Source organism: Cognatiluteimonas weifangensis, assembly GCF_003416885.1.
Lineage (GTDB): Bacteria > Pseudomonadota > Gammaproteobacteria > Xanthomonadales > Xanthomonadaceae > Cognatiluteimonas > Cognatiluteimonas weifangensis.
In genome coordinates, this window is record NZ_QVPD01000006.1 from 59393 (window position 1) to 84299 (window position 24907).

At 70.8% G+C, this 24907-nt stretch carries 21 protein-coding genes and 1 pseudogene; 11 read left to right on the plus strand and 11 right to left on the minus strand.

Annotation, left to right across the window (positions count from 1 at the left end; genetic code table 11):
- The first annotated feature begins 57 nt into the window (after window positions 1-57).
- Window positions 58-3042 carry a valine--tRNA ligase gene (locus tag D0Y53_RS07470; protein WP_117202592.1) on the plus strand — a complete coding sequence of 995 codons (2985 nt, stop codon included), beginning with the start codon at window positions 58-60 and terminating at the stop codon, window positions 3040-3042.
- Window positions 3043-3097: 55 nt separating this feature from the next.
- Window positions 3098-4696, plus strand: a complete 1599-nt coding sequence (locus D0Y53_RS07475) for an amidohydrolase (RefSeq protein ID WP_117202593.1) — start codon at window positions 3098-3100, stop codon at window positions 4694-4696.
- Between the two features lie 9 nt (window positions 4697-4705).
- Here the strand turns inward: D0Y53_RS07475 and rimI are convergent, their stop codons facing one another.
- The 3 genes from rimI to pssA are packed head-to-tail and all read right to left on the minus strand — an operon-like array spanning window position 4706 to window position 6232.
- Window positions 4706-5194: a ribosomal protein S18-alanine N-acetyltransferase gene (gene rimI / locus D0Y53_RS07480; protein ID WP_117202594.1), complete on the minus strand. Its 489-nt coding sequence runs from the start codon at window positions 5192-5194 to the stop codon at window positions 4706-4708.
- A 10-nt stretch (window positions 5195-5204) separates the two neighbouring features.
- Window positions 5205-5453, minus strand: coding sequence for a hypothetical protein (locus tag D0Y53_RS13195; RefSeq protein ID WP_267896055.1), 249 nt, complete (start codon window positions 5451-5453; stop codon window positions 5205-5207).
- 5 nt (window positions 5454-5458) lie between these two features.
- Window positions 5459-6232 carry a CDP-diacylglycerol--serine O-phosphatidyltransferase gene (pssA, locus tag D0Y53_RS07490; protein WP_117202595.1) on the minus strand — a complete coding sequence of 258 codons (774 nt, stop codon included), beginning with the start codon at window positions 6230-6232 and terminating at the stop codon, window positions 5459-5461.
- Between the two features lie 75 nt (window positions 6233-6307).
- Between pssA and D0Y53_RS12850 the strand changes: the two genes are divergently transcribed.
- The 4 genes and pseudogenes from D0Y53_RS12850 to D0Y53_RS07510 form a co-directional block, all read left to right on the plus strand.
- The gene (locus D0Y53_RS12850; protein WP_117202596.1) at window positions 6308-6730 is read left to right on the plus strand and encodes a DUF4124 domain-containing protein; all 423 of its coding nucleotides are present in this window, start codon (window positions 6308-6310) and stop codon (window positions 6728-6730) included.
- On the plus strand, window positions 6727-7020 hold the full coding sequence (locus D0Y53_RS12855; protein ID WP_158550606.1) for a DUF4124 domain-containing protein: 294 nt from the start codon (window positions 6727-6729) through the stop codon (window positions 7018-7020). Before D0Y53_RS12850 ends, D0Y53_RS12855 begins: the two co-directional genes overlap by 4 nt.
- A 115-nt stretch (window positions 7021-7135) precedes the next feature.
- Window positions 7136-8860 carry a proline--tRNA ligase gene (locus tag D0Y53_RS07505; RefSeq protein WP_117202597.1) on the plus strand — a complete coding sequence of 575 codons (1725 nt, stop codon included), beginning with the start codon at window positions 7136-7138 and terminating at the stop codon, window positions 8858-8860.
- A 148-nt stretch (window positions 8861-9008) separates the two neighbouring features.
- Window positions 9009-9365 (plus strand): annotated as a pseudogene (locus D0Y53_RS07510) (H-NS histone family protein); the annotation flags it as partial.
- Window positions 9366-9513: 148 nt separating this feature from the next.
- On the opposite strand, the gene D0Y53_RS07515 reads toward D0Y53_RS07510, so the two are convergent.
- The gene (locus D0Y53_RS07515; RefSeq protein ID WP_386724667.1) at window positions 9514-10773 is read right to left on the minus strand and encodes a threonine/serine exporter family protein; all 1260 of its coding nucleotides are present in this window, start codon (window positions 10771-10773) and stop codon (window positions 9514-9516) included.
- Between the two features lie 122 nt (window positions 10774-10895).
- Here D0Y53_RS07515 and D0Y53_RS07520 point away from each other — a divergent pair, with 122 nt between their 5' ends.
- The 4 genes from D0Y53_RS07520 to D0Y53_RS07535 all read left to right on the plus strand — a co-directional run bounded on the left by D0Y53_RS07520 (window position 10896) and on the right by D0Y53_RS07535 (window position 14641).
- Entirely contained in the window at window positions 10896-12020 is a 1125-nt protein-coding gene (locus tag D0Y53_RS07520) for an ABC transporter permease (protein ID WP_117202600.1), read from the plus strand.
- Window positions 12021-12106: 86 nt separating this feature from the next.
- On the plus strand, window positions 12107-12934 hold the full coding sequence (locus D0Y53_RS07525; protein ID WP_117202601.1) for an ABC transporter ATP-binding protein: 828 nt from the start codon (window positions 12107-12109) through the stop codon (window positions 12932-12934).
- A gap of 112 nt (window positions 12935-13046) precedes the next feature.
- The gene (locus D0Y53_RS07530) at window positions 13047-13973 is read left to right on the plus strand and encodes an MlaD family protein (protein ID WP_117202602.1); all 927 of its coding nucleotides are present in this window, start codon (window positions 13047-13049) and stop codon (window positions 13971-13973) included.
- Window positions 13974-14029: 56 nt separating this feature from the next.
- Window positions 14030-14641 (plus strand): ABC-type transport auxiliary lipoprotein family protein, encoded by a 612-nt coding sequence (locus D0Y53_RS07535; RefSeq protein ID WP_386724659.1) that lies wholly within the window; start codon window positions 14030-14032, stop codon window positions 14639-14641.
- A gap of 156 nt (window positions 14642-14797) precedes the next feature.
- On the opposite strand, the gene D0Y53_RS07540 is transcribed toward D0Y53_RS07535, so the two are convergent.
- Complete coding sequence (locus D0Y53_RS07540) at window positions 14798-15388, minus strand: alpha-ketoglutarate-dependent dioxygenase AlkB family protein (protein ID WP_117202604.1); 591 nt, start codon at window positions 15386-15388, stop codon at window positions 14798-14800.
- A 106-nt stretch (window positions 15389-15494) separates the two neighbouring features.
- Here D0Y53_RS07540 and D0Y53_RS07545 point away from each other — a divergent pair, with 106 nt between their 5' ends.
- Complete coding sequence (locus D0Y53_RS07545) at window positions 15495-17162, plus strand: electron transfer flavoprotein-ubiquinone oxidoreductase (RefSeq protein ID WP_117202676.1); 1668 nt, start codon at window positions 15495-15497, stop codon at window positions 17160-17162.
- Window positions 17163-17288: 126 nt separating this feature from the next.
- Here D0Y53_RS07545 and D0Y53_RS07550 read toward each other — a convergent pair whose 3' ends face one another.
- From D0Y53_RS07550 to D0Y53_RS07575, 6 genes are all read right to left on the minus strand, one after another.
- Window positions 17289-17921, minus strand: a complete 633-nt coding sequence (locus D0Y53_RS07550; protein ID WP_117202677.1) for a CoA transferase subunit B — start codon at window positions 17919-17921, stop codon at window positions 17289-17291.
- Window positions 17921-18652: a CoA transferase subunit A gene (locus D0Y53_RS07555; RefSeq protein ID WP_199492025.1), complete on the minus strand. Its 732-nt coding sequence runs from the start codon at window positions 18650-18652 to the stop codon at window positions 17921-17923. Before D0Y53_RS07555 ends, D0Y53_RS07550 begins: the two co-directional genes overlap by 1 nt.
- A 78-nt stretch (window positions 18653-18730) precedes the next feature.
- On the minus strand, window positions 18731-20644 hold the full coding sequence (gene cysN / locus D0Y53_RS07560) for a sulfate adenylyltransferase subunit CysN (protein WP_117202606.1): 1914 nt from the start codon (window positions 20642-20644) through the stop codon (window positions 18731-18733).
- Window positions 20644-21555 (minus strand): sulfate adenylyltransferase subunit CysD, encoded by a 912-nt coding sequence (gene cysD / locus D0Y53_RS07565; protein WP_117202607.1) that lies wholly within the window; start codon window positions 21553-21555, stop codon window positions 20644-20646. Before cysD ends, cysN begins: the two co-directional genes overlap by 1 nt.
- Window positions 21556-21602: 47 nt before the next feature.
- Complete coding sequence (locus D0Y53_RS07570; RefSeq protein ID WP_117202608.1) at window positions 21603-23381, minus strand: SLC13 family permease; 1779 nt, start codon at window positions 23379-23381, stop codon at window positions 21603-21605.
- 26 nt (window positions 23382-23407) lie between these two features.
- Complete coding sequence (locus D0Y53_RS07575; protein ID WP_117202678.1) at window positions 23408-24820, minus strand: mannose-1-phosphate guanylyltransferase/mannose-6-phosphate isomerase; 1413 nt, start codon at window positions 24818-24820, stop codon at window positions 23408-23410.
- Window positions 24821-24907: the final 87 nt, after the last annotated feature.

Below are 24907 nucleotides of genomic sequence, written 5' to 3' on the forward strand. Positions count from 1 at the left end.
CGCAATCGAAGACACCGGATTCCTGCCCGCGCAGGAACGACAGGACCCAAGACCGCCATGACCACCCTCGCCACCGGCTACGACCCCACCGCCTTCGAGGCGCGCCTGTACGCGCACTGGGAGGCCAGCGGCGTGTTCGCGCCGACCGGCAAGGGCGCGCCGTACACGATCCTGCTGCCGCCGCCCAACGTCACCGGCACCCTGCACATGGGCCATGCGTTCCAGCACACGCTGCAGGACGCGCTGATCCGTTACCACCGCATGCGCGGCTACGACACGCTGTGGCAGATGGGCACCGACCACGCCGGCATCGCCACCGAGATGGTGGTCTCGCGCAACCTCGCGCTGGAAGGCAACGGCGAGACCCGCGACTCGCTCGGCCGCGAGCGCTTCATCGGCAAGGTCTGGGAGTGGAAGCAGCACTCCGGCGACACCATCGAGCGGCAGATGCGCCGCCTGGGCACCTCCGGCGACTGGTCGCGCAGCGTGTTCACCATGGACCCGATGGCGGCCGAAGCCGTCGTCGAGGCATTCGTGCGCCTGCACCGGGAAGGCCTGATCTACCGTGGCCAGCGCCTGGTCAACTGGGATCCGGTGCTGCAGACCGCGATCTCGGACCTGGAGGTGGTCAACGAGGAGGAAGACGGCTTCCTGTGGTCGATCCGCTATCCGCTGGCCGACGGCGCCTCGTACGAGCACATCGAGGTGGATGCCGATGGCGTCGAGACCCTGCGTGAAACGCGCGACTACCTGGTGGTCGCCACCACCCGCCCGGAAACCATGCTCGGCGACACCGCGGTGATGGTGCATCCGGACGACCCGCGCTACGCGTCCCTGGTCGGCAAGACCGTGGCCCTGCCCCTGACCGGGCGCACGATCCCGATCATCGCCGACGCCTACGTCGACCGCGCGTTCGGCACCGGCGTGGTCAAGGTGACGCCGGCGCACGACTTCAACGATTACGCGGTGTGGCAGCGGCATGTCTCCACCGGAGTCTTCGACAAGCTTCCCAATCGCGGCTTGATCAACATCTTCACTCCCGACGCCCGTGTCATCGGAAGCAGCGACCCCGACGCCAACAACTACGGAACGGTCGCTGCGACAGCGCAGGAAGCAATGGCGGCCGGCATTGCCGCTGGCACCGTCATCCCATCCATCCCCGACGCCTATCGCGGCCTCGACCGCTACGCCGCGCGCAAGGCGGTGCTCGCCGACCTGGAACGCGCCGAACAGCTGGTCGAAACGAAGACGCACAAGCTGCAGGTGCCGCGCGGCGACCGCACCGGCCAGGTGATCGAGCCGTACCTCACCGACCAATGGTTCGTGAAGATGGACGGCTTCGCCAAGCGCGGCCTCGAACTGGTCGAACAGGGCGCGGTGAAGTTCGTCCCGCCGAACTGGATCAACACCTACCGCCACTGGCTGGAGAACATCCAGGACTGGTGCATCAGCCGCCAGCTGTGGTGGGGCCACCGCATCCCGGCGTGGTACGACGAAGCCGGCAACGTCTATGTCGGCCACGACGAAGCCGAGGTGCGCACCGGGCACGGCCTCGGCGCGGAGGTGGCGCTGACGCAGGACAACGACGTGCTGGAGACCTGGTTCTCCTCCGCGCTGTGGCCGCTCAGCACCATGGGCTGGCCCGACCCGCAACGCATGCGCGAGCGCGGTTACGACCGCTACGTCCCCTCCTCGGTGCTGGTCACCGGCTTCGACATCATCTTCTTCTGGGTCGCGCGGATGATCTTCATGACCGACCACCTCGTCGGCCAGGACCGCCCCGACGCGACCGACGCGCAGCGCGTGCCGTTCCGCGACGTCTACATCACCGGCCTGGTGCGCGACGCGCACGGGCAGAAGATGTCCAAGTCCAAGGGCAACGTGCTCGACCCGATCGACATCATCGACGGCATCGCGCTCGAGGATCTGGTCGCCAAGCGCACCAGCGGGCTGATGCAGCCGAAGATGGCCGAGAAGATCGCCAGGGCCACGCGCAAGGAATTTCCCGACGGCATCCCGGCGTTCGGCGCCGACGCGCTGCGCTTCACCATCGCCGCGCTCGCCGGCCACGGTCGCGACATCAAGTTCGATCTCGGCCGCGCCGAGGGCTACAAGAACTTCTGCAACAAGCTGTGGAACGCGACCCGCTTCGCGCTGATGAACCTCGGCGAGGCGACCTTCACCGGCGCGCCACAGCCGAGAACCGATGCCGAGAAGTGGATTCTTGTGTCGCTGGCAAGAACCGCCTCTGCGGCTGAGGAACATTTCGCCAGCTACCGCTTCGACCTGCTGGCGCAGGCGCTGTACGAATTCACCTGGAACCAGGTCTGCGACTGGTTCCTGGAGCTCGCCAAGCCCGCGCTCAACGGCGATGACGCCGACACAGCGGCCAGCACCCGGCACACCTTGGCCTATGTGCTGGAATCACTACTGCGCCTGCTGCATCCATTGATTCCCTTCGTCACCGAAGAACTGTGGCAAGCGGTGGCACCCAGGCTCGGCAAGTCTGGCAGCATCATGGTCCAGGAATTCCCAACCATGTTCGATGTCAGGGAATACCTGACGGACGAATTTGAGGGGGCCGAGGCCGACATCGAATGGCTCAAGGCCGTGGTCTCCGCCGTGCGCCGCATCCGCAGCGAACTCGGCGTCTCCCCGGCGAAACAGGTGTCGCTGCTGCTGCGCGGCGGCACCGCCGACGATGCCGCGCGTGCTGCCCGCCACGCCGCGCAGCTGCGCTTCCTGTGCCGGCTCGAGCGCATCGAAACCATCGGCGGCGAACCCCCGGCGGCCGCGCCGGCCGTGGTCGGCGAGCTGCAATTGTTCGTGCCGCTGGAGGGGCTGGTCGACCTCGGTGCCGAGCGCGTGCGCCTGGACCGGGAGATCGCCAAGGTCGCGGCCGAGAAGGACAAGAGCGCGGCCAAGCTGGCGAAGTTCGGCGCCAACGTGCCGGCCGCGGTGGTCGAGCAGGAACGCGGGCGCCTCGCGGACTGGAGCGCCAAGCTGGATGCGCTGCAGGCGCAGCGCGCACGCCTGGGCTGACCGTTTCCGCCGATCGAATGCGTAGTCTCCCGTGATCGCCAAGGGGAGTCGCGCCATGCGTCGGTTGTTCGCCTCGTTCCTGCTGTTCGCCTCCGCGCAAGCGGCGTGCGTCGATCTGGTCCTGCACAACGGCAAGCTGTGGACCGGCGACGAGGCGCAGCCCGTGGCCAGCGCCATCGCGATCGACGACGGCCGCATCGTCGCGGTCGGCGACGACGCCCGGATCCTGCAGCTCGCCGGCGCCGATACCCGGCGCATCGACCTGCAGGGCCGCCGCGTGGTCCCCGGCATCAACGACGCGCATACGCATGTCACCGTCGGCCTGGCTTCGCTCGACCTGAAGGTGGACCGCGCCGGCGGCAGCGCCGCGGTGCGGGCGGCCCTTGCCGCGCAACCCCGGGACGGCGATCGCTGGCTCACCGCCGACATCGGCATGGACGTGCTGGCCGATCCGGCGATGCGCCGGCGCCAACTCGATGCGCTGCACCCCACTCGTCCGGTGCTGCTCACCGGCTGGACCGGCCACGGCGCACTGCTGAACAGCGCCGCGCTGCAGGCCCTGGGCCTGTCGCCGGCGCGGGTGCCGCCGGGCGGCTGGCTCGGCCGCGACGCCGCCGGCGATGCCGACGGCCGGGTCTACGAATACGCGCAATGGTCGCCGCGCACGCAGCTCCCGCCGCGCCCGCAACGGCTGCGCCAGGTGATTGCCGACGAGACCGCCATGCTGCTCAAGCTGGGCGTCACCAGCATCCAGAACATGGCGATCGGCACCTCGATCCCGGACTTCATCGCCGCCTGGCGCGACAGCGGCACGCCGCTGCGGGTGCGGGTGATCCGCACGCCGCTGGCGACCGCGCCCGGGCAGCCACCGGCGGACCTCGAGCTGCCGCGCGTCGACCCCGCGCACCCGGCGATCACCGTCTCCGGCACCAAGTGGATCCTCGACGGCACGCCGATGGAACACGGCGCGGCGATGCGCCACGCCTACGCCGACGGCAGCCACGGGCGATTGAATTTCAGCCAGGCGGAGATCGCGGCGTTGCTCAGCGAAATCTTCGCCCGCGGCGACCAGCCGCTGCTGCACGTCTCCGGCGACGCCACGCTTGCCGCCGTGCTCGACGCCATGCAGGCGGTCGCCGCGCCCGCGGCGTGGCAGGCGCTGCGGCCGCGGATCGAGCATGGCGAGGGCCTGGCGCCCGACCTGATGCTGCGCGCCCGCGCCTTCGGCATCGTGCTGGTGCAGAACCCCTCGCACTTCATGCTGCCCGCAGCCGAGAGCGCGTACATGCAGGCGCATGCGCTGCAACCGCTGGCCGCGGTCGCGGCCGCCGGCATCCCGCTGGCGCTGGGCAGCGATGGCCCGCCCAGTCCGTGGCTCAACATGCTGTTCGCCAGCCATCCGGTCTCGCGTCCGGACCAGACGCTCAGCCGCGAACAGGTCCTGCGCGCCTACACCGCGGGCAGCGCGTTCGCGGAATTCGCGGAAGGCCACAAGGGCCGGCTCGCGCCCGGCTATGCCGCGGACCTCGCGGTGCTGTCGCAGGACGTGCTCGACCCGTCGCTGCCGGCCGACGCCCTGCCCGCCACCACCAGCCTGCTGACCCTGGTCGCCGGCGCAGTGGCCTGGCGCGACCCGGGCTTCGCGACCGATTAGGCCCGCGCGTCAGGCCTCCTGGTCCAGCAGCTCCAGCGCCATGACGATCGCGTCCTCGCGCCCGCCGATGGCGGGGTAATAGCGCGGGCGGCGGCCGATCTCGTTGAAACCCTCGGCGTGGTACAGGGCGATCGCGACCGCATTGGAGGGCCGCACCTCCAGGAACACGCGCTGCGCGCCGTGCGCGCGCGCCAGCTGCAGCAGCGCGCGCAGCAGGCGGCGGCCGTGGCCTTCGCCCTGCACTTCCGGGGCGACGCAGACGTTGAGCACGTGCGCCTCGTCGGCGGCGATGCTGAGCACCGCGTAGCCGATCAGTTCGCCGTCGCGCTGCAGCACCCAGGCCGGATACCCCGCATGCAGGCAGTCGCGGAAGATGCCGCGGGTCCACGGGAACGGATACGCGCGCTGCTCCACCGCCAGCACCGCGTCCAGGTCGTCCTCGCGCATCGGCCGCAGCGTGGCCGGAACGGAGGCGGCATCGGCGGCGAGCGCGTTCATGCCGCCGTGCCTAGGCGCGCGTCCGCCGCAGGTGCCGCAACTGCGGCCACAGCGCGCGCTTGGCCCCGGCATCGCCGCGCAACGCCGCCGGCGCCGGCCAGCCGCGCGCCAGCTGCGCCGCATCGTCCGCAGCGCGGTCGCGGCCGGCGGCGCGCAGCAGCGCGTCCAGCAGCGGATCGTCGGGCAGCGCCGGGTCCGGCACCACGTAGGGCGTGTGGCCGAGGGCCTGCAACAGTTCGCGCTGGAACGGGTCCCACATCGGCCTCACCCCGCCTTGGACCGACGCCGCCGCAGCCACAGTGCCGGCCCGGACAGCGCATACAGCACGCTGGCCGCGAGCAGCACCCGTGGCGGGTCCAGCACCAGCGCGATCAGCACCACCAGCGCGATCACGATCGCGACGAACGGCACCCGCTCGGCCCGCGGCCCGTGGCCGCCGCCCTTGAAGCTGGGATAGCGGATGCGGCTGACCATCAGCAGCGCCGCGACCACGGTCACGGCGATCGCGACGTAGCGCAGGTCGCGGCCCTGCAGCTGCAGGTCGTGGCAGGTCCACACGAAACTCGCCAGCAACCCGGCCGCGGCCGGGCTGGCCAGGCCGATGAACCAGCGCTTGTCGACCTGCGCCACCTGCGCGTTGAAGCGCGCCAGGCGCAGCGCGGCGCAGGCCGCGTACAGGAACGCCGCCAGCCAGCCGAGCCTGCCCGCGGTGACGCCGTCGAGCTTCATCCAGACCAGCGCCCAGTAATACAGCACCAGCGCCGGCGCCATGCCGAAACTGACCAGGTCGGCGAGCGAGTCGTACTGCACGCCGAACTCGCTCTGGGTATTGGTCAGGCGCGCGACGCGGCCGTCGATGCCGTCCAGGACCGCGGCGATGAAGATCGCCACGCAGGCCGCCCCGAAACGCCCCTGCGAGGCGGCGATGATGGCGAAGAAGCCCGCGAACAGCCCGCCCGTGGTGAACAGGTTCGGCAGCAGATAGATGCCGCGGCCGCGCGGGCGCGGCGGGCCGGGGCTGTCGACGGGCTCGTCCATGGCGCGAGTTTAGCGGGCTTGCGCCGCCTGCGGCGCGGTGCTGCAATCGCCGCACGCCGTCGCGAGGAGTCCGCCATGATCGTCCGCCTGCCGACGCTCGCCTGCCTGCTGGTGGCCGGCACCGCCCTGGCCCAGTCCGGCGGGCTCTACCAGTGGAAGGACGCCCGCGGCGTCACCCATTATTCCGACGCGCCGCCATCCAGCGGCCAATATCAGGCGCGCCGGATCGTGCAGCACGACGCCCCGCCGGCGCCCGCCGCGTCCGCCGCATCTGCCGCGGACAAGCCGGCCACCACCACCCAGGCCGATGCCAACTGCAGCCTGGCCCGCAGCAACCTGGAAAAACTCCAGGCCGGCGGCGCCATCGGCCTGGATGCCGACGGCGACGGCCAGCCCGACGCCCCGCTGAGCGAGGAGGCGCGCGACCAGCAGTTGCGCCTGGCCGAGGCCAACATCCGGGCGTTCTGCGCGCCGCAGGCCGCCCGCGCCACGCCGTGAGGGCGGGCTGGGCCGTCGTCGCCGGACTCGCGCTGGGCATCGGCCTGGCGTGGTGGCTGGCGCGCGATACCCCGCAACAGGCGCAGGCCAAGCGCGAGCGCGCCGCCCAGGCCGCCGCCGCCAACGCCGAGGACGCGCGCCCGGCGCTGTATCGCTGGCGCGACGCCGCCGGCGTGCTGCAGATCACCGAGCAGCCGCCGCAGGGCAAGGACGCCGGGCGCAAGTACGAGCGCATCGACCCGCAACCGCGCCCGGGCATCGAAGTCCACGGCGACCGCGACGCGCGGTAAGCGGGCGGGTCCGCGCGCCGCGGCCGGCGTCGCAGTGACGTCGCCACCGCAGCCGCCGGCATCGCGATGCGGATCTGCGGCAAAATGGCCGCTTCCCCGTCCCGAAAGCCTCCCGATGCGCCTGTCGCAGTTCCATCTCCGCACCGTCAAGGAAACCCCCGCCGACGCCGAGATCGTCAGCCATCAGCTGATGCTCAAGGCCGGCATGCTGCGCAAGCTCGCCGCCGGGCTCTACACCTGGTCGCCGCTGGGCCTGCGCGTGCTGCGCAAGGTCGAGGCGGTGGTGCGCGAGGAGATGGACCGCGCCGGCGCGATCGAGCTGCTGATGCCCACGATCCAGCCGCAGGAGCTGTGGGAGGAAACCGGACGCTGGCAGAAATTCGGCGGCCAGTTGCTGAAGATCCGCGATCGCAAGGAAGCCGGCTACTGCTACGGCCCCACCGCCGAGGAAGTGATCACCGACTTCGCCCGCCACGAACTGGCCAGCTACAAGCAGCTGCCGGTCAACTTCTACAACATCCAGAGCAAGTTCCGCGACGAGATCCGGCCGCGCTTCGGGGTGATGCGCGCGCGCGAGTTCCTGATGAAGGACGCTTATTCCTTCCACCTGGACGAGGCCTCGCTCGCCGCCGAGTACCGGAACATGTACGCCACCTACGGCCGCATCTTCACCCGGCTGGGACTGAAGTTCCGCGCGGTCGCCGCCGACACCGGCGCGATCGGCGGCAGCGCCTCGCACGAGTTCCACGTGCTGGCGGACTCGGGCGAGGACGCGATCGCCTACGCGGTCGACGCGCAGGGCGCCGACGCCTCCGACTACGCGGCCAACGTGGAACTGGCCGAGGCGCTGGCGCCGGGCGCGCGTCCGGGCGCGACCGAGGCCATGCGCAAGGTCGCCACGCCCGTGCAGAAGACCTGCGAGGACGTCGCCGCGCTGCTCGGCATCGCGCTCGCGCGCACGGTCAAGTCGGTGGCATTGATGGGCGATGCCGACACCGGCTTCGTGCTGGCGCTGGTGCGCGGCGACCACATGGTCAACGAGATCAAGCTGGCCAAGCTGCCGGGCCTGGGCGAATACCGCCTCGCCACCGAGGCCGAAATCCTCGAGCACCTGGGCAGCGAGCCCGGCTTTCTCGGGCCGCTGGCGCCGAGGCGGCCGATCACCGTCATCGCCGACCGCAGCGTCGCCGCGCTCGCCGACTTCGTGGTCGGCGCCAACGAACCGGGCTTCCACCTGGCCGGGGTCAACTGGGGCCGCGACCTGCCCGAGCCGGCGCTCGTCGCCGACATCCGCAACGTGGTCGAAGGCGATCCGTCGCCCGACGGCAAGGGCCGGCTCGCACTGGCGCGCGGCATCGAGGTCGGCCACGTGTTCGCGCTCGGCGACAAGTATTCCAGGGCGATGGACTGCACCGTGCTCGACGCCGACGGCCGCGCCGTGCATCCGCTGATGGGCTGCTACGGCATCGGCGTCTCGCGCATCGTCGCCGCGGCGATCGAGCAGAACCACGACGCCGCCGGCATCCTCTGGCCGGCGGCGATGGCGCCGTGGCAGGTGGCGGTGTGCGTGATCAACCCCAAGGCCGACGCCGCCGTCGCCGCGGCCGCCGAGGCGCTGTATCGCGAACTGCAGGCCGCCGGCATCGACACCGTGCTCGACGACCGCGGCCTGCGCCCGGGGGCGATGTTCGCCGACATCGAACTGATCGGCATTCCGCACCGGGTGGTGGTGTCCGCCCGCGGCCTGGACGCGGGAACGTTCGAATATCGCGCGCGCGGTGCGGGCGACGCGGAGAATCTCGACCGCGCCGGGCTGCTGGCGCGGTTGTCCAGCGGCTGAAAATATCCCGGCGATATTCTCCGGATCCGTGCGCCAGATTATCCGCGCGCGCGCACCGGCTTGGACCGGCCCGCCATCGCGATTATGATCGGACCCTCGTTGCGCGCGGTTTGCCGCGCGCCGATCCCCCATCGAACCCGGAGTCAACATGGCCATCGATCTCAATCGCCTGTCCACCAAGGAACTCGACGCGCTGATCAACCAGGCGAAAAAGCGCAAGGCCACGCTGGGCAAGCGCAAGCCCGCCGCCAGCGTGCGCAAGAAACTCGCCGCCCTGGCCAAGGCCGAGGGGTACACGATCGCCGAACTGTTCGGCGCTGCCGGCACCGCGCCGAAAGCACGCAAGGCCGCCGCGCCCCGCAAGGCCCGCAAGCTCGGCAAGGTGGCGCCGAAATACCGCAACCCCGCCAACGCCAAGGAAACCTGGACCGGCCGCGGCAAGCAGCCGCGCTGGCTGGCAGCGGAAACCGCCAAGGGCCGCAAGCTCGAGGACTTCCTGATCGCGTAATCCAGGGCATCCATGGCTTTCCTTCTCCCCGCGCATTTGCGGGGAGAAGGTGCCGAAGGCGGAGGGGGGTTCCTTTACCCCGGTATTGTCGAATGCATCGCGTCCGTTGCGCGGGCGCAAGCCGGTGCGACGCACGGACCCGGCATCACAGGTTCCGCCGCGTCGGCAGCAGCAGGTTGCCGAACAGCAGCCCCGCAATCAGCGCCAGCAGGATATTGAGGACCGCCAGCGCGGCGCTTTGCCCGAGCGCCGCGTCCTGCTGCTGCACCAGGGTCATCACCCCGCGCAGGCTGGCGCTGCCGGGCACCAGCATCAGGATCCCCGGCACCCGCACCAGCGCGCCGGGACGCCGCACCCAGCGCGCGTAGCCGTTGCCGGCCGCGGTCAGCAGCAACGCCGACAGGAAAATCCCGACCGGGCTGCCCCAGGCCGCGTCGCCCAGGCGCGAGACCAGATACCCGGCGACCGCCGCCAGCATCACCAGCGGATAATCGCGGCGCGCACTGCGGAACAGCAGCGCGAACGAGAATGCCGCGACCACCAGCGCGCCCCACTCCACCGCGTCCGGCTGCGGCCGCCACGCCCGCACCTGCGGCTCCAGCCCGGCCAGATGCGCCAGCGCCAGCGCGATCGCGCTGCCCACGGTCAGCTGCATCACCGTTGCCAGCGCGCCGGCGAAACGCGCGGTGCCCGAGACCAGGTGCTGGCTGGTGAGCTCGTTGACCGCATTGGTCAGGCTCATGCCCGGGACCAGCACGATCAGCGCGGCGATGATCACGGTATTGAGGTTGAGCGGGGCCAGCCACGTCGCCACCAGGATCGCGACGAAACCCGCGATCAGCGCCGACAGCGCTTCCCCGGCCTCGCGCAGCTGCGGCCGGCCGCGCGCCAGCAGCCAGAACAGGCCGATCAGCACGCCGGCACTGCCCGCGGTGGCGATGTCCAGCCACGGCAGCCGCAGCAGCCCGGCGATCGCCGCCGCCGCCAGGCCGAAGCCGAACACCTGCGCGGCGTCGCCGCGCCGGGTCGGCGGGCGTTCCAGCGCGCGCAGCGCGGCGTGGCCGGCGCCGATGTCCAGACGTCCGGCCATCACTTCCTCGGCGATGCGGTCGACCTCGCACAGCTTGGCCAGGTCGGTGTCGCCCGGCGGCATGCGGATCACGCGGGTGATGTCGCTCAGCCCCGGCGGCCGTCCGGGATCGCTGAAGGTCAGGATCAGCCCGGTGGGGTTGGACATCGGCTCGCATTCCAGCCGCAGCGCCGAGGCCACCGCGTTGAGCGCGCCTTCCAGCCGCTGCGCGGTGGTGCCGTAGGCGTGCAGGTGCCCGGCCAGCTCGACCACGAACGCGACCCGCGCGGCATAGTCGCCCCCGAGGGGGGATGGGGCTGCGGGCACGACTGGCACGGGCGATCGGGACATGGCCGAAGCATCGCATGCGCCGCGCGCCGTGCGCACCCGCGGCGGCGGCGCGGCACGGCGCGAATCTGTATCCTCGTGCCCGCAGCAGGGACCGGACTGCCGATCGCATGAGCCCCGCCCACAGCACCGAGCCGAGCATCGCCGTCGACCGCGTGGAAGGCGACGGCGTCCGCCTGCGGCTGCTCGGCGACTGGACGCTGGAACACGCGACCGCGCTCGGCGCGGCCCTGCGCGACGCGCCGGCGACGGCGCGGGCGGTCGATGCCACCGCGGTCGACCGGCTGGACTCGATCGGGGTGCTGCAGTTGCTGCGCCATGCGCGGCGCTGTCACCTGGATTTCGCCGCCTTCGCCTTCCGCCCCGACCACCACGCCCTGGTCGCCGCGATCGAGGACGTCGCCGACGAGCGCCCCAGGCGCAAGCGCGAATACGGCGTCGCCGCCGCGCTGGCGCGCCTGGGCTTCGCGGTGGCCGACAACTGGCGCGAGATCGTCGCCCTGGTCAGCTTCGGCGGCGAAAGCCTGGTCAAGCTGCTGCGGATGCTGCGGCAGCCGCGCCGCTTCCGCCCGGTCGCGACCGTGGCCCACATGGAGCAGGTCGGGCTGGACGCGGTGCCGCTGGTGGCGCTGCTGTCGTTCCTGGTCGGGGCCGTGATCGCGTTCCTGGGCGCCAACATCCTCGCCGACTTCGGCGCCACCATCTACGTGGTGGAGCTGGTCAACATCGCCTTCCTGCGCGAGTTCGGCGTGCTGCTGACCTCGATCGTGCTCGCCGGCCGCACCGCCAGTGCGTTCACCGCACAGATCGGCGCCATGGTCGGCCGCGAGGAGGTCGACGCGATGCGCACGCTCGGTCTGGACCCGGTCGACGTGCTGGTGATCCCGCGGCTGCTGGCGCTGCTGTTGACGCTGCCGCTGCTGAGCTTCATCGCCGACCTGGCCGGCCTGCTCGGCGGCATGACGGTGGGCGCCTACGGCCTGGACATCCCGCCGCCGGCCTACTTCGCGCGGATGCAGGACACGATGCAGCTGCGGCATTTCCTGGTGGGGATGTCCAAGGCGCCGGTGTTCGCAGTGGTGATCGCGCTGATCGGCTGCCTGGAAGGACTGCAGGTCAAGGGCACGGCGCAGTCGGTCGGCGAGCGCACCACGTCCAGCGTGGTGCAGACGATTTCGCTGGTGATCGTGCTCGACGCGATCGCCGCGATCTGGTTCATGCAGATGGACTGGTGAAGGCGGTGACGGGTGATGGGTGATCGGTCATTTGCACAAGCGGGCTTTGCCCACGGCATTCCGCGGAACGGGGGCGCTTCGCCTTGATGGCTCGCCAAGCGCCAGTCACCAATCCCGGCGAGGGCGACGCCATCGTGCGCGTACGCGGGCTGGTCAACCGCTTCGGCGCCCAGGTCGTGCATCAGGACCTGGACCTGGACCTGCGCCGCGGCGAGATCCTCGGTGTGGTCGGCGGCTCGGGCAGCGGCAAGTCGGTGCTGATGCGCTCGATCATCGGCCTGCGCACGCCCAACGCCGGCGAGATCGAGGTGCTGGGCGTGGATGCGCGCTCCGAGGAACCCGCAGACCGGTCGCGGATCGAGCGCAGCACCGGGGTGCTGTTCCAGGACGGTGCGCTGTTCTCCTCGCTCACCGTCGGCGAGAACGTGCAGGTCCCGCTGAAGGAACACCATCCGGAGTTGCCCGAGTCGCTGCGCTACGAGCTGGCGCTGCTCAAGGTCAAGCTCGCCGGCCTGCCCGCCGACGCGATCGACAAGCTGCCCTCGCAGCTGTCCGGCGGCATGCGCAAGCGCGCCGGCCTGGCGCGGGCGCTGGCGCTGGACCCGCCGCTGCTGTTTCTGGACGAGCCCACGGCCGGGCTGGATCCGATCGGCGCGGCCGCCTTCGACCACCTGATCCGCACCCTGCAGCAGGCGCTGGGCCTGACCGTGTTCCTGATCACCCACGACCTGGACACCCTGTACGCGATCTGCGACCGGGTGGCGGTGCTGGCCGAACGCAGGATCCTGGCGGTGGCGCCGCTGGCGGAACTGGAACGGTTGCCGCATCCCTGGGTGCAGGAATACTTCAACGGCCCGCGCGGCCGCGCCGCACGCCGCGCCGGGGCGCGGACCCCGGGGGACGCGTCCGCATGAGCGCCGCCGCGTCCGCCGCCGCCCGCCTGCAGGCTGCCGGCGACTTCGCTATAACGGGGCCTGTCACGCACCGCCGCTGCTGCTCCCCGTTCCCCGCGCCCGGGTCCCGCTGATGGAAACCAAAGCCAACTACGTCCTGATCGGCGTCTTCACCCTGGCCACTGCGGCATTCCTGCTGCTGTTCGGGCTGTGGGCCGCCAAGTACTCCTCCGAGCGCGACTGGCAGGCGTACCGGGTGATCTTCAGCGAGCCGGTCACCGGCCTGACCGAAGGCAGTTCGGTGCAGTACAACGGCATCGCCGTGGGTACCGTGGAAACCCTGGCGCTGGCGCCCAACGATCCGCGCCGTGTGATCGCCCGGCTCAAGATCCGGGCCGACATCCCGGTCAAGATCGACACCCGCGCCAAGCTCTCGATCACCAGCCTCACCGGCGTGCCGTTCATCCAGCTCACCGGCGGCAGCCCGGGCGCGCCGGCGCTCGCCCGCGGCGAGCGCGACGAGGTCCCGCTGATCCAGACCGAGGCCTCGGCCCTGCAGAACATCGCCGACACCGCCAACCGCCTGGTCGCGCGCATGGACCAGGTGCTGAGCGAGGAGAACGTCGCGCGCATCGCCGCCACGCTGCAGCACATCGAGTCGCTGACCGGGACCCTCGCCGGCCAGCGCGAGGACCTGCGCGCGCTGGTGGTCAACGCGCGGCAGTCCAGCGCGCAACTGGCCAGGACCCTCGCCACCACCAACCGGGTGGTCGAGGACGTGGATCGCGAACTGGTCGCCAAGCTGCCCGGGCTGATCGCCAAGCTCGACGGCACCCTGACCCGGCTCGACGCCGCGGCCGGCGGCGCCGACGCGATCCTCAACGAGAACCGCGCCGCGATCCACAGCTTCGCCAACGACGGCCTGGCACAACTGGGGCCGACCCTGGCCGAGTTGCACCTGCTGATCCGCGACCTGCGCCGCATCAGCGACGGCCTCCAGGGCAGCCCGGCGCGCTACCTCATGGGCCGCGACGCCCCCAGGGAGTTCGAACCGAAATGAAATCGCGGATCGGGATACCGCCATCGCGATGGGCAACGCGGGCCGCCACGCTGGCCGTGGCCGCGCTGCTCGCCGGCTGCGCGCTCGTCGGCGGCAACCGCGCGCCGACGACGATCTACGCGCCCGACCCGCGGGTGCCCGCAGACGCGGACTGGCCGCAGGTGGCGTGGCAGCTCACGATCGCCCGCCCGGAGGCTGCGCGCATGCTCGACAGCACGCGCATCGTGGTGCGGCCGACGCCGGGCGAACTGCAGGTCTACAAGGGCGCGGCCTGGGCGCGGCCCCCGGGCGAGCAGCTGCAGGACACCCTGCTGCACACGCTGCAGGATTCGCAACGCATCCGTGCGGTCGCGCGCCAGGGCAGCGGCCTGGCCGCCGATTACCGACTGGAGCTGGAGCTGCGCCGCTACGAGGCCGACTACGCCGGCAACCCGGTGCCGGTCGCGACCATCGAGGTCGCCGCCCGGCTGCTGGACACCGGCGATCGGCAGGTGGTCGCCACCCGCACCTTCCTGCAGGCGGTGCCGGCCGCCGGCACCGACACCGCGCGGGTAGCCCAGGCCTTCGGCCAGGCGCTGGCCGCGATCGGCCACGACCTGGCCGGCTGGACCCTGGCCAGCGGCCAGGCGCACGCACGCCGCCACCCGCAGCCGTCCGCGGCCCCGTAGCCGCGTCCGCACCTGCGCACGCGAGCGCGCGCCGCGCCAACCGCGGCCTCGCCCCGCGGCGGCCCGACGCAACGGCATCGCAGCGCGGACCCTGGCCCGGTACCGTGGAGGCGCGGCGACCGCCCGGCATCCGGCCGGCGGCGGTCGCGGCCCCGCTCACGGATCGAGGATCCGGCGGAACGTCAGGTTGAGCCGCGGCCCGAGCGGGCGCGCGGTGCGCGGCAAGGCATGGCGGTAGTGGCGCTGGGTGTCGCCGGCCATCAGCAGCAGGCTGCCGTGCGGCAAGTCCAGCGCGAGCCTGCACGCCGGATCGCGGCGCTGCTTGAGCACGAAGCGCCGCGTCGCGCCCAGGCTCAGCGACGCGATCACCGGCTGCGGCCCCAGGGCCGGCTCGTCGTCGCTGTGCCAGCCCATGCTGTCGCGACCGTCGCGGTACAGGTTGGCCAGCACGCTGTTGAAGGCCACGCCCAGTTCCGCCTGCAGCCGCGCGCGCAGCGGCTGCAACGCCGGCGGCCACGGTCGTGGCTGGAAGCGGGCGCCCGAGTAGGTGTAGACGGCGTCCGGATCGCCGATCCAGCAGCTCAACCGCGGCGCCGCCAGCTCGCGCCCGAACAGGCGCAGCCGGTGCACCTCCCACAAGATCGCGGCGGACAGCGCCTGCCACAGCGCATCCGCCTGCGCCGGCGCCAGCCAGGCGGGATCCAGCGCCAGTTCGGCACCGGGCAGCGGCAGCGGTTGCAGCGACATGGCCCTACGCTAGCGCGCCGGTGCCCGCCGGGGTGAATGCCGGCCCCACGATTTGCCGCCCCCGCCACAAACACCGAAAATCCCCGGCATGACCCAGGAGATCGCAATGCCGCAGCCCGACGAGGATCGCTCCGAGGACAGCCGCCCGGTCGCGATCGAGCGCGACGCCATGGAGTACGACGTGGTCACCGTGGGCGCCGGCCCGGCCGGACTGGCGTTCGCCATCCGGCTCAAGCAGCTGGCGCCGCAGCTGTCGGTGTGCGTGATCGAGAAAGGCGCCACCGTCGGCGCGCACATCCTCTCCGGCGCGGTGATCGAGCCCGGGCCGCTGGACGCGCTGCTGCCCGGCTGGCGCGACGCCCCGCCGCCGGTCTGCGTGCCCGCCGGCGCGGACGAGTTCTGGCTGCTGTCCAAGACCGGCGGCCGCCGGCTGCCGGTGCCGCCGGGGATGAAGAACCACGGCAACTTCATCGTCAGCCTCGGCGCGCTGTGCGCCTGGCTGGCGCCGCAGGCCGAGGCGCTGGGAGTGGAGATCTATCCCGGCTTCGCCGCCGCCGCACCGCTGCACGACGACAGCGGCCGCGTCGTCGGCGTGCGCATCGGCGACATGGGCGTGGCCAAGGACGGTTCGCACAAGCCCGGCTACACGCCCGGCATCGACATCCGCGCCAGGCTCACGGTGCTGGCCGAAGGCGCCCGCGGCAGCCTGACCAAGCAGCTGGTCAAGCGCTTCGCGCTGGATGCCGACAGCGACCCGCAGGGCTACTCGATCGGGATCAAGGAGCTGTGGCAGCTGCCGGCCGGGCGCACGACGCCGGGCAAGATCGTGCACAGCCTCGGCTGGCCCGCCGACAGCCGCACCTACGGCGGCGGCTTCCTCTACCACCTGGACGGCGACCGCGTCGCGCTGGGCTACGTCAGCGGGCTCGACTACCACGACCCGAACTACCAGCCGTGGGAAGCGTTCCAGCAATGGAAGAACCATCCCCTGTTCGCGCCGCTGCTGGAAGGCGGCAGCATCCTTTCGGCCGGCGCGCGCGCCATCGTCACCGGCGGCTGGCAGTCGCTGCCCAAGGTCGAGATGCCCGGCGCGCTGCTGATCGGCGACGGCGCCGGCCTGCTCAACGTGCCCAAGATCAAGGGCACCCACCAGGCGATCCGCTCCGGCATGCTTGCCGCCGAGCATCTGGCCGCGCAGGCCGCTTCCGGCAGCCTGGACAGCGCCGGGTTCGACGCCAGGCTGCGCGCCTCGGCGGCGATGAAGGAGCTGCGCCGGGTCCGCAACGTCAAGCCCGGCTTCAAGCGCGGGCTGTGGTTCGGCCTGGCCAACGCCGCCTGGGAAACCGTCACCGCCGGCCTGTCGCCGTGGACCCTGAAGGTGACGCCGGACTGGTCCGCGCTCGACAAGCTCGGCGCGCACGAGCAGCCCAAGCGCGACTACGCGACGCGCACGCTGCCGCCGCGCGACCGCCTGCAGGGCGTCTACTACGCCGCCACCGCCCACGACGAGGACCAACCGGTGCACCTGGTGGTGCACGACACCAGCATTTGCGTCGACCGCTGCGTGGTCGAGTACGGCAACCCCTGCACCAACTTCTGCCCCGCCGGCGTCTACGAAATGGTCGACGACGCCAGCCAGCCGCACGGCCTGCGCCTGCAGGTCAACTCCGCCAACTGCGTGCACTGCAAGACCTGCGACATCAAGGACCCCTACGAGGTCATCACCTGGGTCGCACCGGAAGGCGGCTCGGGGCCGAATTACCAGAATCTGTAGGCGCCCGCCGCCTCACCCCACCCGTGGCTCCTGCTGTACGGTTACAGCGTTTCGGGCCAGCGCTGCTGCTGGCCAGGTTCCCCCAGGAACGCATGTCGCGACGATGGCGAGCCGCCAAGTTGTGACTCAGGCGGCGGTAAAGTCGCAGCCGGTGCTTGCGCGCACCTGCGCCAGGGTCACGCCCGGCGCCAGTTCGACCAGGGTCAGGCCCTCCGGCGTCACGTCGAACACCGCCAGGTCGGTGATGATCCGGTCGACCACGCCGACCCCGGTCAGCGGCAGCGTGCATTCGCGCAGGATCTTGTGGCTGCCGTCCTTGGCCACGTGTTCCATCAGCACCACCACGCGCTGCACGCCGGCGACCAGATCCATCGCCCCGCCCATGCCCTTGACCATCTTGCCTGGCACCATCCAGTTGGCGAGGTCGCCCGTGTCGGTGACCTGCATCGCGCCGAGGATCGCCAGGTCGATGTGGCCGCCGCGGATCATCGCGAACGAGTCGTGGCTGCCGAAATAGCTGGCTCCGGCGCGCGCGGTCACGGTCTGCTTGCCGGCGTTGATCAGGTCGGCGTCGAGTTCGGCGTCGGTCGGGAACGGACCGATGCCGAGCAGGCCGTTCTCCGACTGCAACCACACGTCCACGCCCTCGGGGATGTAGTTGGCCACCAGCGTCGGCAGGCCGATGCCGAGGTTGACGTAGGCGCCGTCGCTGAGTTCCTGCGCGGCGCGCTGCGCCATCTGCTCGCGGGTCCAGGCCATCATTTCACCTCCTGGCGCACGGTGCGCTGCTCGATGCGCTTCTCCGGATGCGGGTTGTGGACGATGCGGTCGACGTAGATGCCGGGCAGGTGCACCTGGTCGGGGTCGATCGCGCCGAGCGCGACGATCTCCTCGACCTCGGCGATGCAGACCTTGCCGGCCATCGCGCAGGCCGGGTTGAAGTTGCGCGCAGTCTTGCGGAACAGCAGGTTGCCGGCCGGGTCGGCCTTCCACGCCTTGACCAGCGCCACGTCGGCGGTGAGCGCGGTTTCCATCACGTACATGCGACCGTTGAACTCGCGCGTTTCCTTGCCCTGCGCGACCACGGTGCCGTAGCCGGTGGCGGTGTAGAACGCCGGGATCCCGGCGCCGCCGGCGCGCAGGCGCTCGGCCAGGGTGCCCTGCGGGTTGAATTCGAGTTCCAGCTCGCCGGCCAGAAACTGGCGCTCGAACTCCTTGTTCTCGCCCACGTAGGACGAAATCATCTTGCGGATCTGGCGCGTGCCCAGCAGCTGGCCGAGGCCGAAACCGTCGACCCCGGCGTTGTTGGAGATCACGGTCAGGCCCTTGACCCCGGAGTCGCGCAGCGCCGCGATCAGCGCCTCGGGAATGCCGCACAGGCCGAAGCCGCCGACCGCGAGGGTCTGGCCGTCGGCGACGACGCCACGCAGGGCGTCGTGCGCATCCGTGAAGAGCCTGCCGGCAGAGCGGCCCGCTTGTCCTGTACCCATGGTCGAATCCCCGATGACGAATGCCGCCAGTTTAACGCGGCCCCCGCTGCCGGTCGTTCGTACCTTCGGGCAAGGCCGTCATGGCGCGGTGAGCAACGCCACCAGGCGGTCGGCGAGCGCCTGCGGCTGCGCCGCCGTGGTGTCCAGGGTGACTTCGGCCCGTTCCGGCACCTCGTACGGCGAATCGATGCCGGTGAAGTTGCGGATCTCCCCGGCCCGGGCCCTGGCGTAGAGGCCCTTGACATCGCGCTGCTCGGCGACCTCCAGCGGGGTGTCGACGAACACCTCCAGGAACTCGCCCTCGCCGAACAACTCCCGCGCCATCCGCCGTTCGGCGCGGAACGGCGAGATGAAGCTGACCAGCACGATCAGCCCGGCGTCGACCATCAGCCTGGCCACCTCGGCGACGCGACGGATGTTCTCGACCCGGTCCTCGGCGGTGAACCCCAGGTCCTTGTTGAGGCCGTGGCGGACGTTGTCGCCGTCCAGCAGGTAGGTGTGCCGGCCCAGCGCCAGCAGTTTCTTTTCCACCAGGTTGGCGATGGTCGACTTGCCCGAGCCCGACAGGCCGGTGAACCACAGGCAACGCGGGGTCTGGTGCTTGATCTGCGCGCGCGCGGCCTTGTTCACCTCCAGGTGCTGCCAGTGGATGTTGCCGGCGCGGCGCAGGGCGAAGGCCAGGGTGCCGGCGGCAACGGTGGCGTTGGACTGCCGGTCGATCAGGATGAAGGCGCCGAGCTCGTGGTTGTCGGCATAGGCCTCGAACGGCACCGGCTGGTCCAGGTATAGGTTGCAGTAGGCGACCTCGTTCAGCACCAGGTGCTTGGCGGCCAGTTCCTCCTGGGTGTTGACGTCGACCTTGTGCTTGATCTCGGTGACCTGCGCGCCGACGGTGCGGGTGCCGATCCTGAGCCAGTACGGGCGCCCGGGCAGCAACGGCTGCTCGCCTAGCCACAGCAGGTGCGCGGCGAACTGGTCGGCGATCTCGGGCGGGCTGGCGGCGGCAGCGAGGACGTCGCCGCGGCTGGCGTCGATCTCGTCGGCGAGCGTGAGCGTGACCGCCTGGCCGGCCGCGGCCCGCGGCAGGTCGCCGCCGGCGGTGACGATGCGCGCGATCCGCGAGCGCTGCCCGGACGGCAGCACCGCGATCTCGTCGCCGGGCGCGATCGCGCCGGCGGCGATGGTGCCGGCGAAGCCGCGGAAATCCTGGTCCGGGCGGCAGACCCATTGCACCGGCATGCGGAAGCCGAGGCTGCCGTTGGCGCCGCTGCGCTCGATGCGAACGGTTTCCAGATGCTGCAGCAGGGTTTCGCCCGTGTACCACGGCATCGCCGCCGAGCGCTGCAGCATGTTGTCGCCCTTCAGCGCCGACAGCGGGATGCAGGTGACGTGCGGGATGCCGAGCGTCGCCGCCAGCTCGCGGTAACCGGCGACGATGTCGTTGAAGACGGTTTCGTCGTAATCCACCAGGTCCATCTTGTTGACCGCCAGCAGCACGTGGCGGATACCCAGCAGGGACACGATGTAGCTGTGGCGCCGGGTCTGGGTCAGCAGGCCCTTGCGCGCGTCGACCAGCATCACCGCGAGCTCGGCGGTGGAGGCGCCGGTAGCCATGTTGCGGGTGTACTGCTCGTGGCCGGGGCAGTCGGCGACGATGAACTTGCGCTTGTCGGTGTCGAAGAAACGGTAGGCGACGTCGATGGTGATGCCCTGCTCGCGCTCGGCGGCGAGGCCGTCGACCAGCAGCGCGAAGTCGATCTCGCCGTTCTGGGTGCCGAAGCGCTTGCTGTCGCTTTCCAGCGCGCTGACCTGGTCGTCCAGCAGCAGCCGGGTGTCGTGCAGCAGGCGCCCGATCAGGGTGCTCTTGCCGTCGTCGACGCTGCCGCAGGTGATGAAGCGCAGCAGGCTCTTGCCTTCGTGCCGGCGCAGGTAGTCGGCGACCTGGGCGTGGGCGCCGCCCGGCGCAACGGGGGCCTCGTGGGAGATGGCCATCAGAAGTAGCCCTCCTGCTTCTTCTTCTCCATCGACGCCGACGGGTCGTGGTCGATCACCCGGCCCTGGCGCTCGGAAGTGGTGGCCACCAGCATCTCGGCGATGACCTTCTCCAGGGTGTCGGCACCGGACTCGATCGCGCCGGTGAGCGGATAGCAGCCCAGGGTGCGGAAGCGCACCATCTTCAGCATCGGCGTCTCGCCCGGGTGCAGCGGCAGGCGCTCGTCGTCGACCATGATCAGGGCGCCCTCGCGCTCCACCACCGGGCGCTGCGCCGCCAGGTACAGCGACGGCACCGGGATGCGCTCGCGGTAGATGTACAGCCACACGTCGAGCTCGGTCCAGTTGGAGATCGGGAACACGCGCACCGACTCGCCCTTGTGGATGCGGGCGTTGTACAGGTCCCACAGCTCCGGGCGCTGGTGCTTCGGGTCCCAGCGGTGGCGGGCGTTGCGGAAACTGAAGATGCGCTCCTTGGCGCGCGATTTTTCCTCGTCGCGGCGGGCGCCGCCGATCGCGGCGTCGAAGCCCCAGTGGTCCAGCGCCTGCTTCAGCGCCTGGGTCTTCATCACGTCGGTGTGCACGGTGGCGCCGTGGGTGATCGGGTTGATGCCCTGGGCGAGGCCGTCGGGATTGGTCCAGGTACGCAGTTCGACCCCGGTCTCGGCCGCGCGCCGATCGCGGAAGGCGATCATTTCGCGGAACTTCCAGGTGGTGTCCACGTGCAGCAGCGGAATCGGCGGTCGCGCCGGGTAAAACGCCTTCAGCAGCAGGTGCAGCAGCACCGAGCTGTCCTTGCCCACCGAGTACAGCATGACGGGGTTGTCGAACTCCGCCGCGACCTCGCGCAGGATGTGAATGCTCTCGGTTTCCAAGCGGTCGAGGTGGGACAGCGCGTGCGGCTCAGGCATCTTCACGACAAGTCCTTCGGGAATCGGGATTCTAGCTCGGGCGCGGCTCAAAATGCCCAGAACCGGGGGATCGCCCACAGCACCGCGACGCCCACCACCAGCGACAGCGGCAGGCCCACGCGCACGTAGTCGGTGAAGCGGTAGCCGCCGGGGCCGTAAACCATCAGGTTGGTCTGGTAGCCGATCGGGGTGATGAAACCGGCCGAGGCGCCCATCATGATCGCGATCACGAACGGCATCGGCTGCACCCCGAGCTGCGTCGCCGCCGCTACCGCGATCGGGAACATCAGCACCGCGGCCGCGTTGTTGGTGACCAGTTCGGTGAAGGCGACCGCGGCCACGTACACCAGCACCAGGGTCCAGAACGGGTCCGCGCCCGCCCAGGCCATGAGCTGCGCCGCGACCAGCGCGGCGACGCCGCTGCGCTCCAGCGCCGCGCCCAGCGCGAACGAGCAGGCGATGACCACGATCAGGCGCAGGTCCAGGCTGCGGCGCAGTTCCGCCAGGCGCACGCAGCCGGCCAGCAGCGCCAGCACCGCCGCCGCCACTGCCGACAGCAGAATGTCGATCCCGAACACGGTGTTGGCCAGGATCATCGCCCCGACCAGCGCCAGCACGGTCAGCGCGCGCGGCCGGTGCACGCGGGCGGCGCCGTCGATTTCGCTGGCCATCAGGAAGTCGGCGCCGCCGCCGTGGCGGCGCAGGAAACCGGCGTCGGTCTCCACCAGCAGGGTGTCGCCGGCCTGCAGCACCGCGTCGCCCGGCTTGACCCGCAGACGCTCGCCGCGCCGCGCCACCGCGATCACCGCCGCGTTGTAGCGGCTGCGGAACGCCGACTCGACCAGGGTCTTGCCGACCGCCGGCGAATACGGCGACAGCACCACTTCCACCAAGGTGCGCTGGCCGCCGGCATCGTCGATCTTGAACAGTTGCTCGGTGGCCGGGCGCAGGCCGGGCAGGCGCCGCAGCTCGCGCACGGCGTCGGTGACGCCGACGAACACCAGGCGGTCGCCGCCCTGCAACCGCACCTCCGGGGCCACCGCGACGTGCACGTCGCCATCGCGCACCAGCTCGACCAGGAAGGATCCCGCCAGCCGCCGCAACCGCGCCTGGCCGATGCTAATGCCGGCGACCGGGCCGGCCGCCTCGACCAGCATCTCCACCACGTACTCGCGGGTATCGGCAGCCTGCTGCAGCGCCGAGCGGCGCTCGGGCAGCAGCCAGCGCCCCAAGGTGAGCAGGTACGCGCCGCCGGCCACGGCGGCGACCGCGCCCACCGCCAGCGGATCGAACATGCGCAGCGCCGGCATCCCGCCGTGCTGGTGCACCAGCCCGGCGACGATCAGGTTGGTGCTGGTGCCCAGCAGCGTGCACATGCCGCCGAGGATGGTGGCGTAGTTCATCGGCAGCAGCAGCCTGGACGGGGCGATGCCGCTGCGCCGGCTCCAGTGCTCGATCGCCGAGGTCAGCATCGCCACGATCGGGGTGTTGTTGATGAACGCGGACAACGGCGAAGCGATGCCGACCAGCCGCGCCTGCGCGGCGAATGCCCCGCGCGGCCGCCCCAGCACCCAGTCGCCGATCCAGCGGATCGCGCCGGTGGACTTGAGCGCGGCCACCAGCACGAACAGCACCGCCACGGTCAGCACACCCGGGTTCCAGAACCCCGCCAGCGCCTGCGTCGGCGCCAGCACGCCGGTGCCCATCAGCACCAGCGCGGCGCCGGCCAGCACCTTGTCCGGGGTGAAGCGCTCCCACAGCAGCAGGCCCAGGGTCGCCACCACCACCGCGATCGTCAGCCATCCTTGCCAGTCGAGTGCTGCCATGCGTCGGGAAATCGTCCGACCAACCGTCAGGAACGGCCGTAGACGTCCTCCAACCGGACGATATCGTCTTCACCGAGGTAGCTACCCGACTGCACTTCGATCAGTTCGACCGGCTCACTGCCCTTGTTGCGCAGGCGGTGCACGCTGCCCAGGGGGATGAAGGTGCTTTCGTTCTCGTGCAGATCGAATACCTTGTCGTCGCAGGTAACCTCGGCCACGCCCGATACCACCACCCAGTGCTCGGCCCGCTTGTGGTGTTTTTGCAGGCTCAACGCGGCACCGGGCTTGACCGCGATGCGCTTGACCTGAAAACGTTCGCCGGCATCGATGGAATCGTAGTTGCCCCACGGCCGGTAGACCTTGCGGTGGAACGCGTGCTCCTGGCGTCCCGATTGCCTGATGCGGTCGACGATCTGCTTCACGTCCTGGACCCGGTCCTTGCGCGCAACCAGGGTCGCGTCCGCGGTATCCACGATCACCACGTCCTCGATGCCGATGGTGGCGATCATCCTGCGTGCCGACGCACGCACCAGGTTGTTGCGGCTGTCCAGCGATATCACGTCGCCCTCGTGGCGATTGCCGTCGCCGTCGTGCTCCGCGGCCGCCCACAGCGCGGACCAGGAACCGATATCGCTCCAGCCGCAGCTGACCGGCACCACCGCGGCACGACTGGTCTTCTCCATCACTGCATAGTCGATCGAGTCGCTCGGGCTGGTCGCGAACGCGTCCTTGTCGATGCGGATGAAGTCGAGGTCGCCCTTGGCATCTTCGCAAGCCTCGCGTGCCGCCTCGAGGATCGCCGGCGCGTGCACCCCGAGCTCATCGAGGAAGCGCTGCGCCCGGAACATGAACATGCCCGAGTTCCAGGAATAGTCCCCGGCGGCCAGGTACGAAGCAGCCATCGCCTGGTCGGGCTTCTCCACGAACCGCCGCACCTGGTAGCCAGCGCCGTTGATCGCTTCGCCGCGCTGGATATAGCCGTAGCCGGTCTCGGGATGCTCCGGCGCGATGCCGAAGGTGACCAGCCAGCCCTCGTCGGCCAGCCGCGCCGCTTCCTGGACCGCCTGACGGAAGGAGTCTTCGTTGTCGATCAAGTGGTCGGCGGGAAGCACCAGCATGGCGGCATCGGGATCGCGCGCGACCAAGTGCAGCGCGGCCAAGGCGATTGCCGGGGCGGTATTCCGCGCCACCGGTTCGAGCAGGATGCCGCCGTGACCGGAACCAAGTTCCTGCAGCTGCTCCCCGACCATGAAGCGATGGTCCTCGCTGCAGACCACGATCGGCGCCTGGACATCCGGCAACCGGCCCGCGCGGAGGGCGGTTTCCTGGAACAGCGAGCGGTCGCCGACCAGCGCCAGGAACTGCTTGGGTTGGTTATGGCGGGACAGCGGCCAGAGCCGCGATCCGCTGCCGCCGCTGAGAATGACGGGGTGAAGCATCCTGGCCTCGAGGGTGGTTTCGAACGCCAAAGGATAGCCGAATGCGCGGCGCTTCCCTCCGGTTCGCTAGAATTGGCAGGTGGGCCG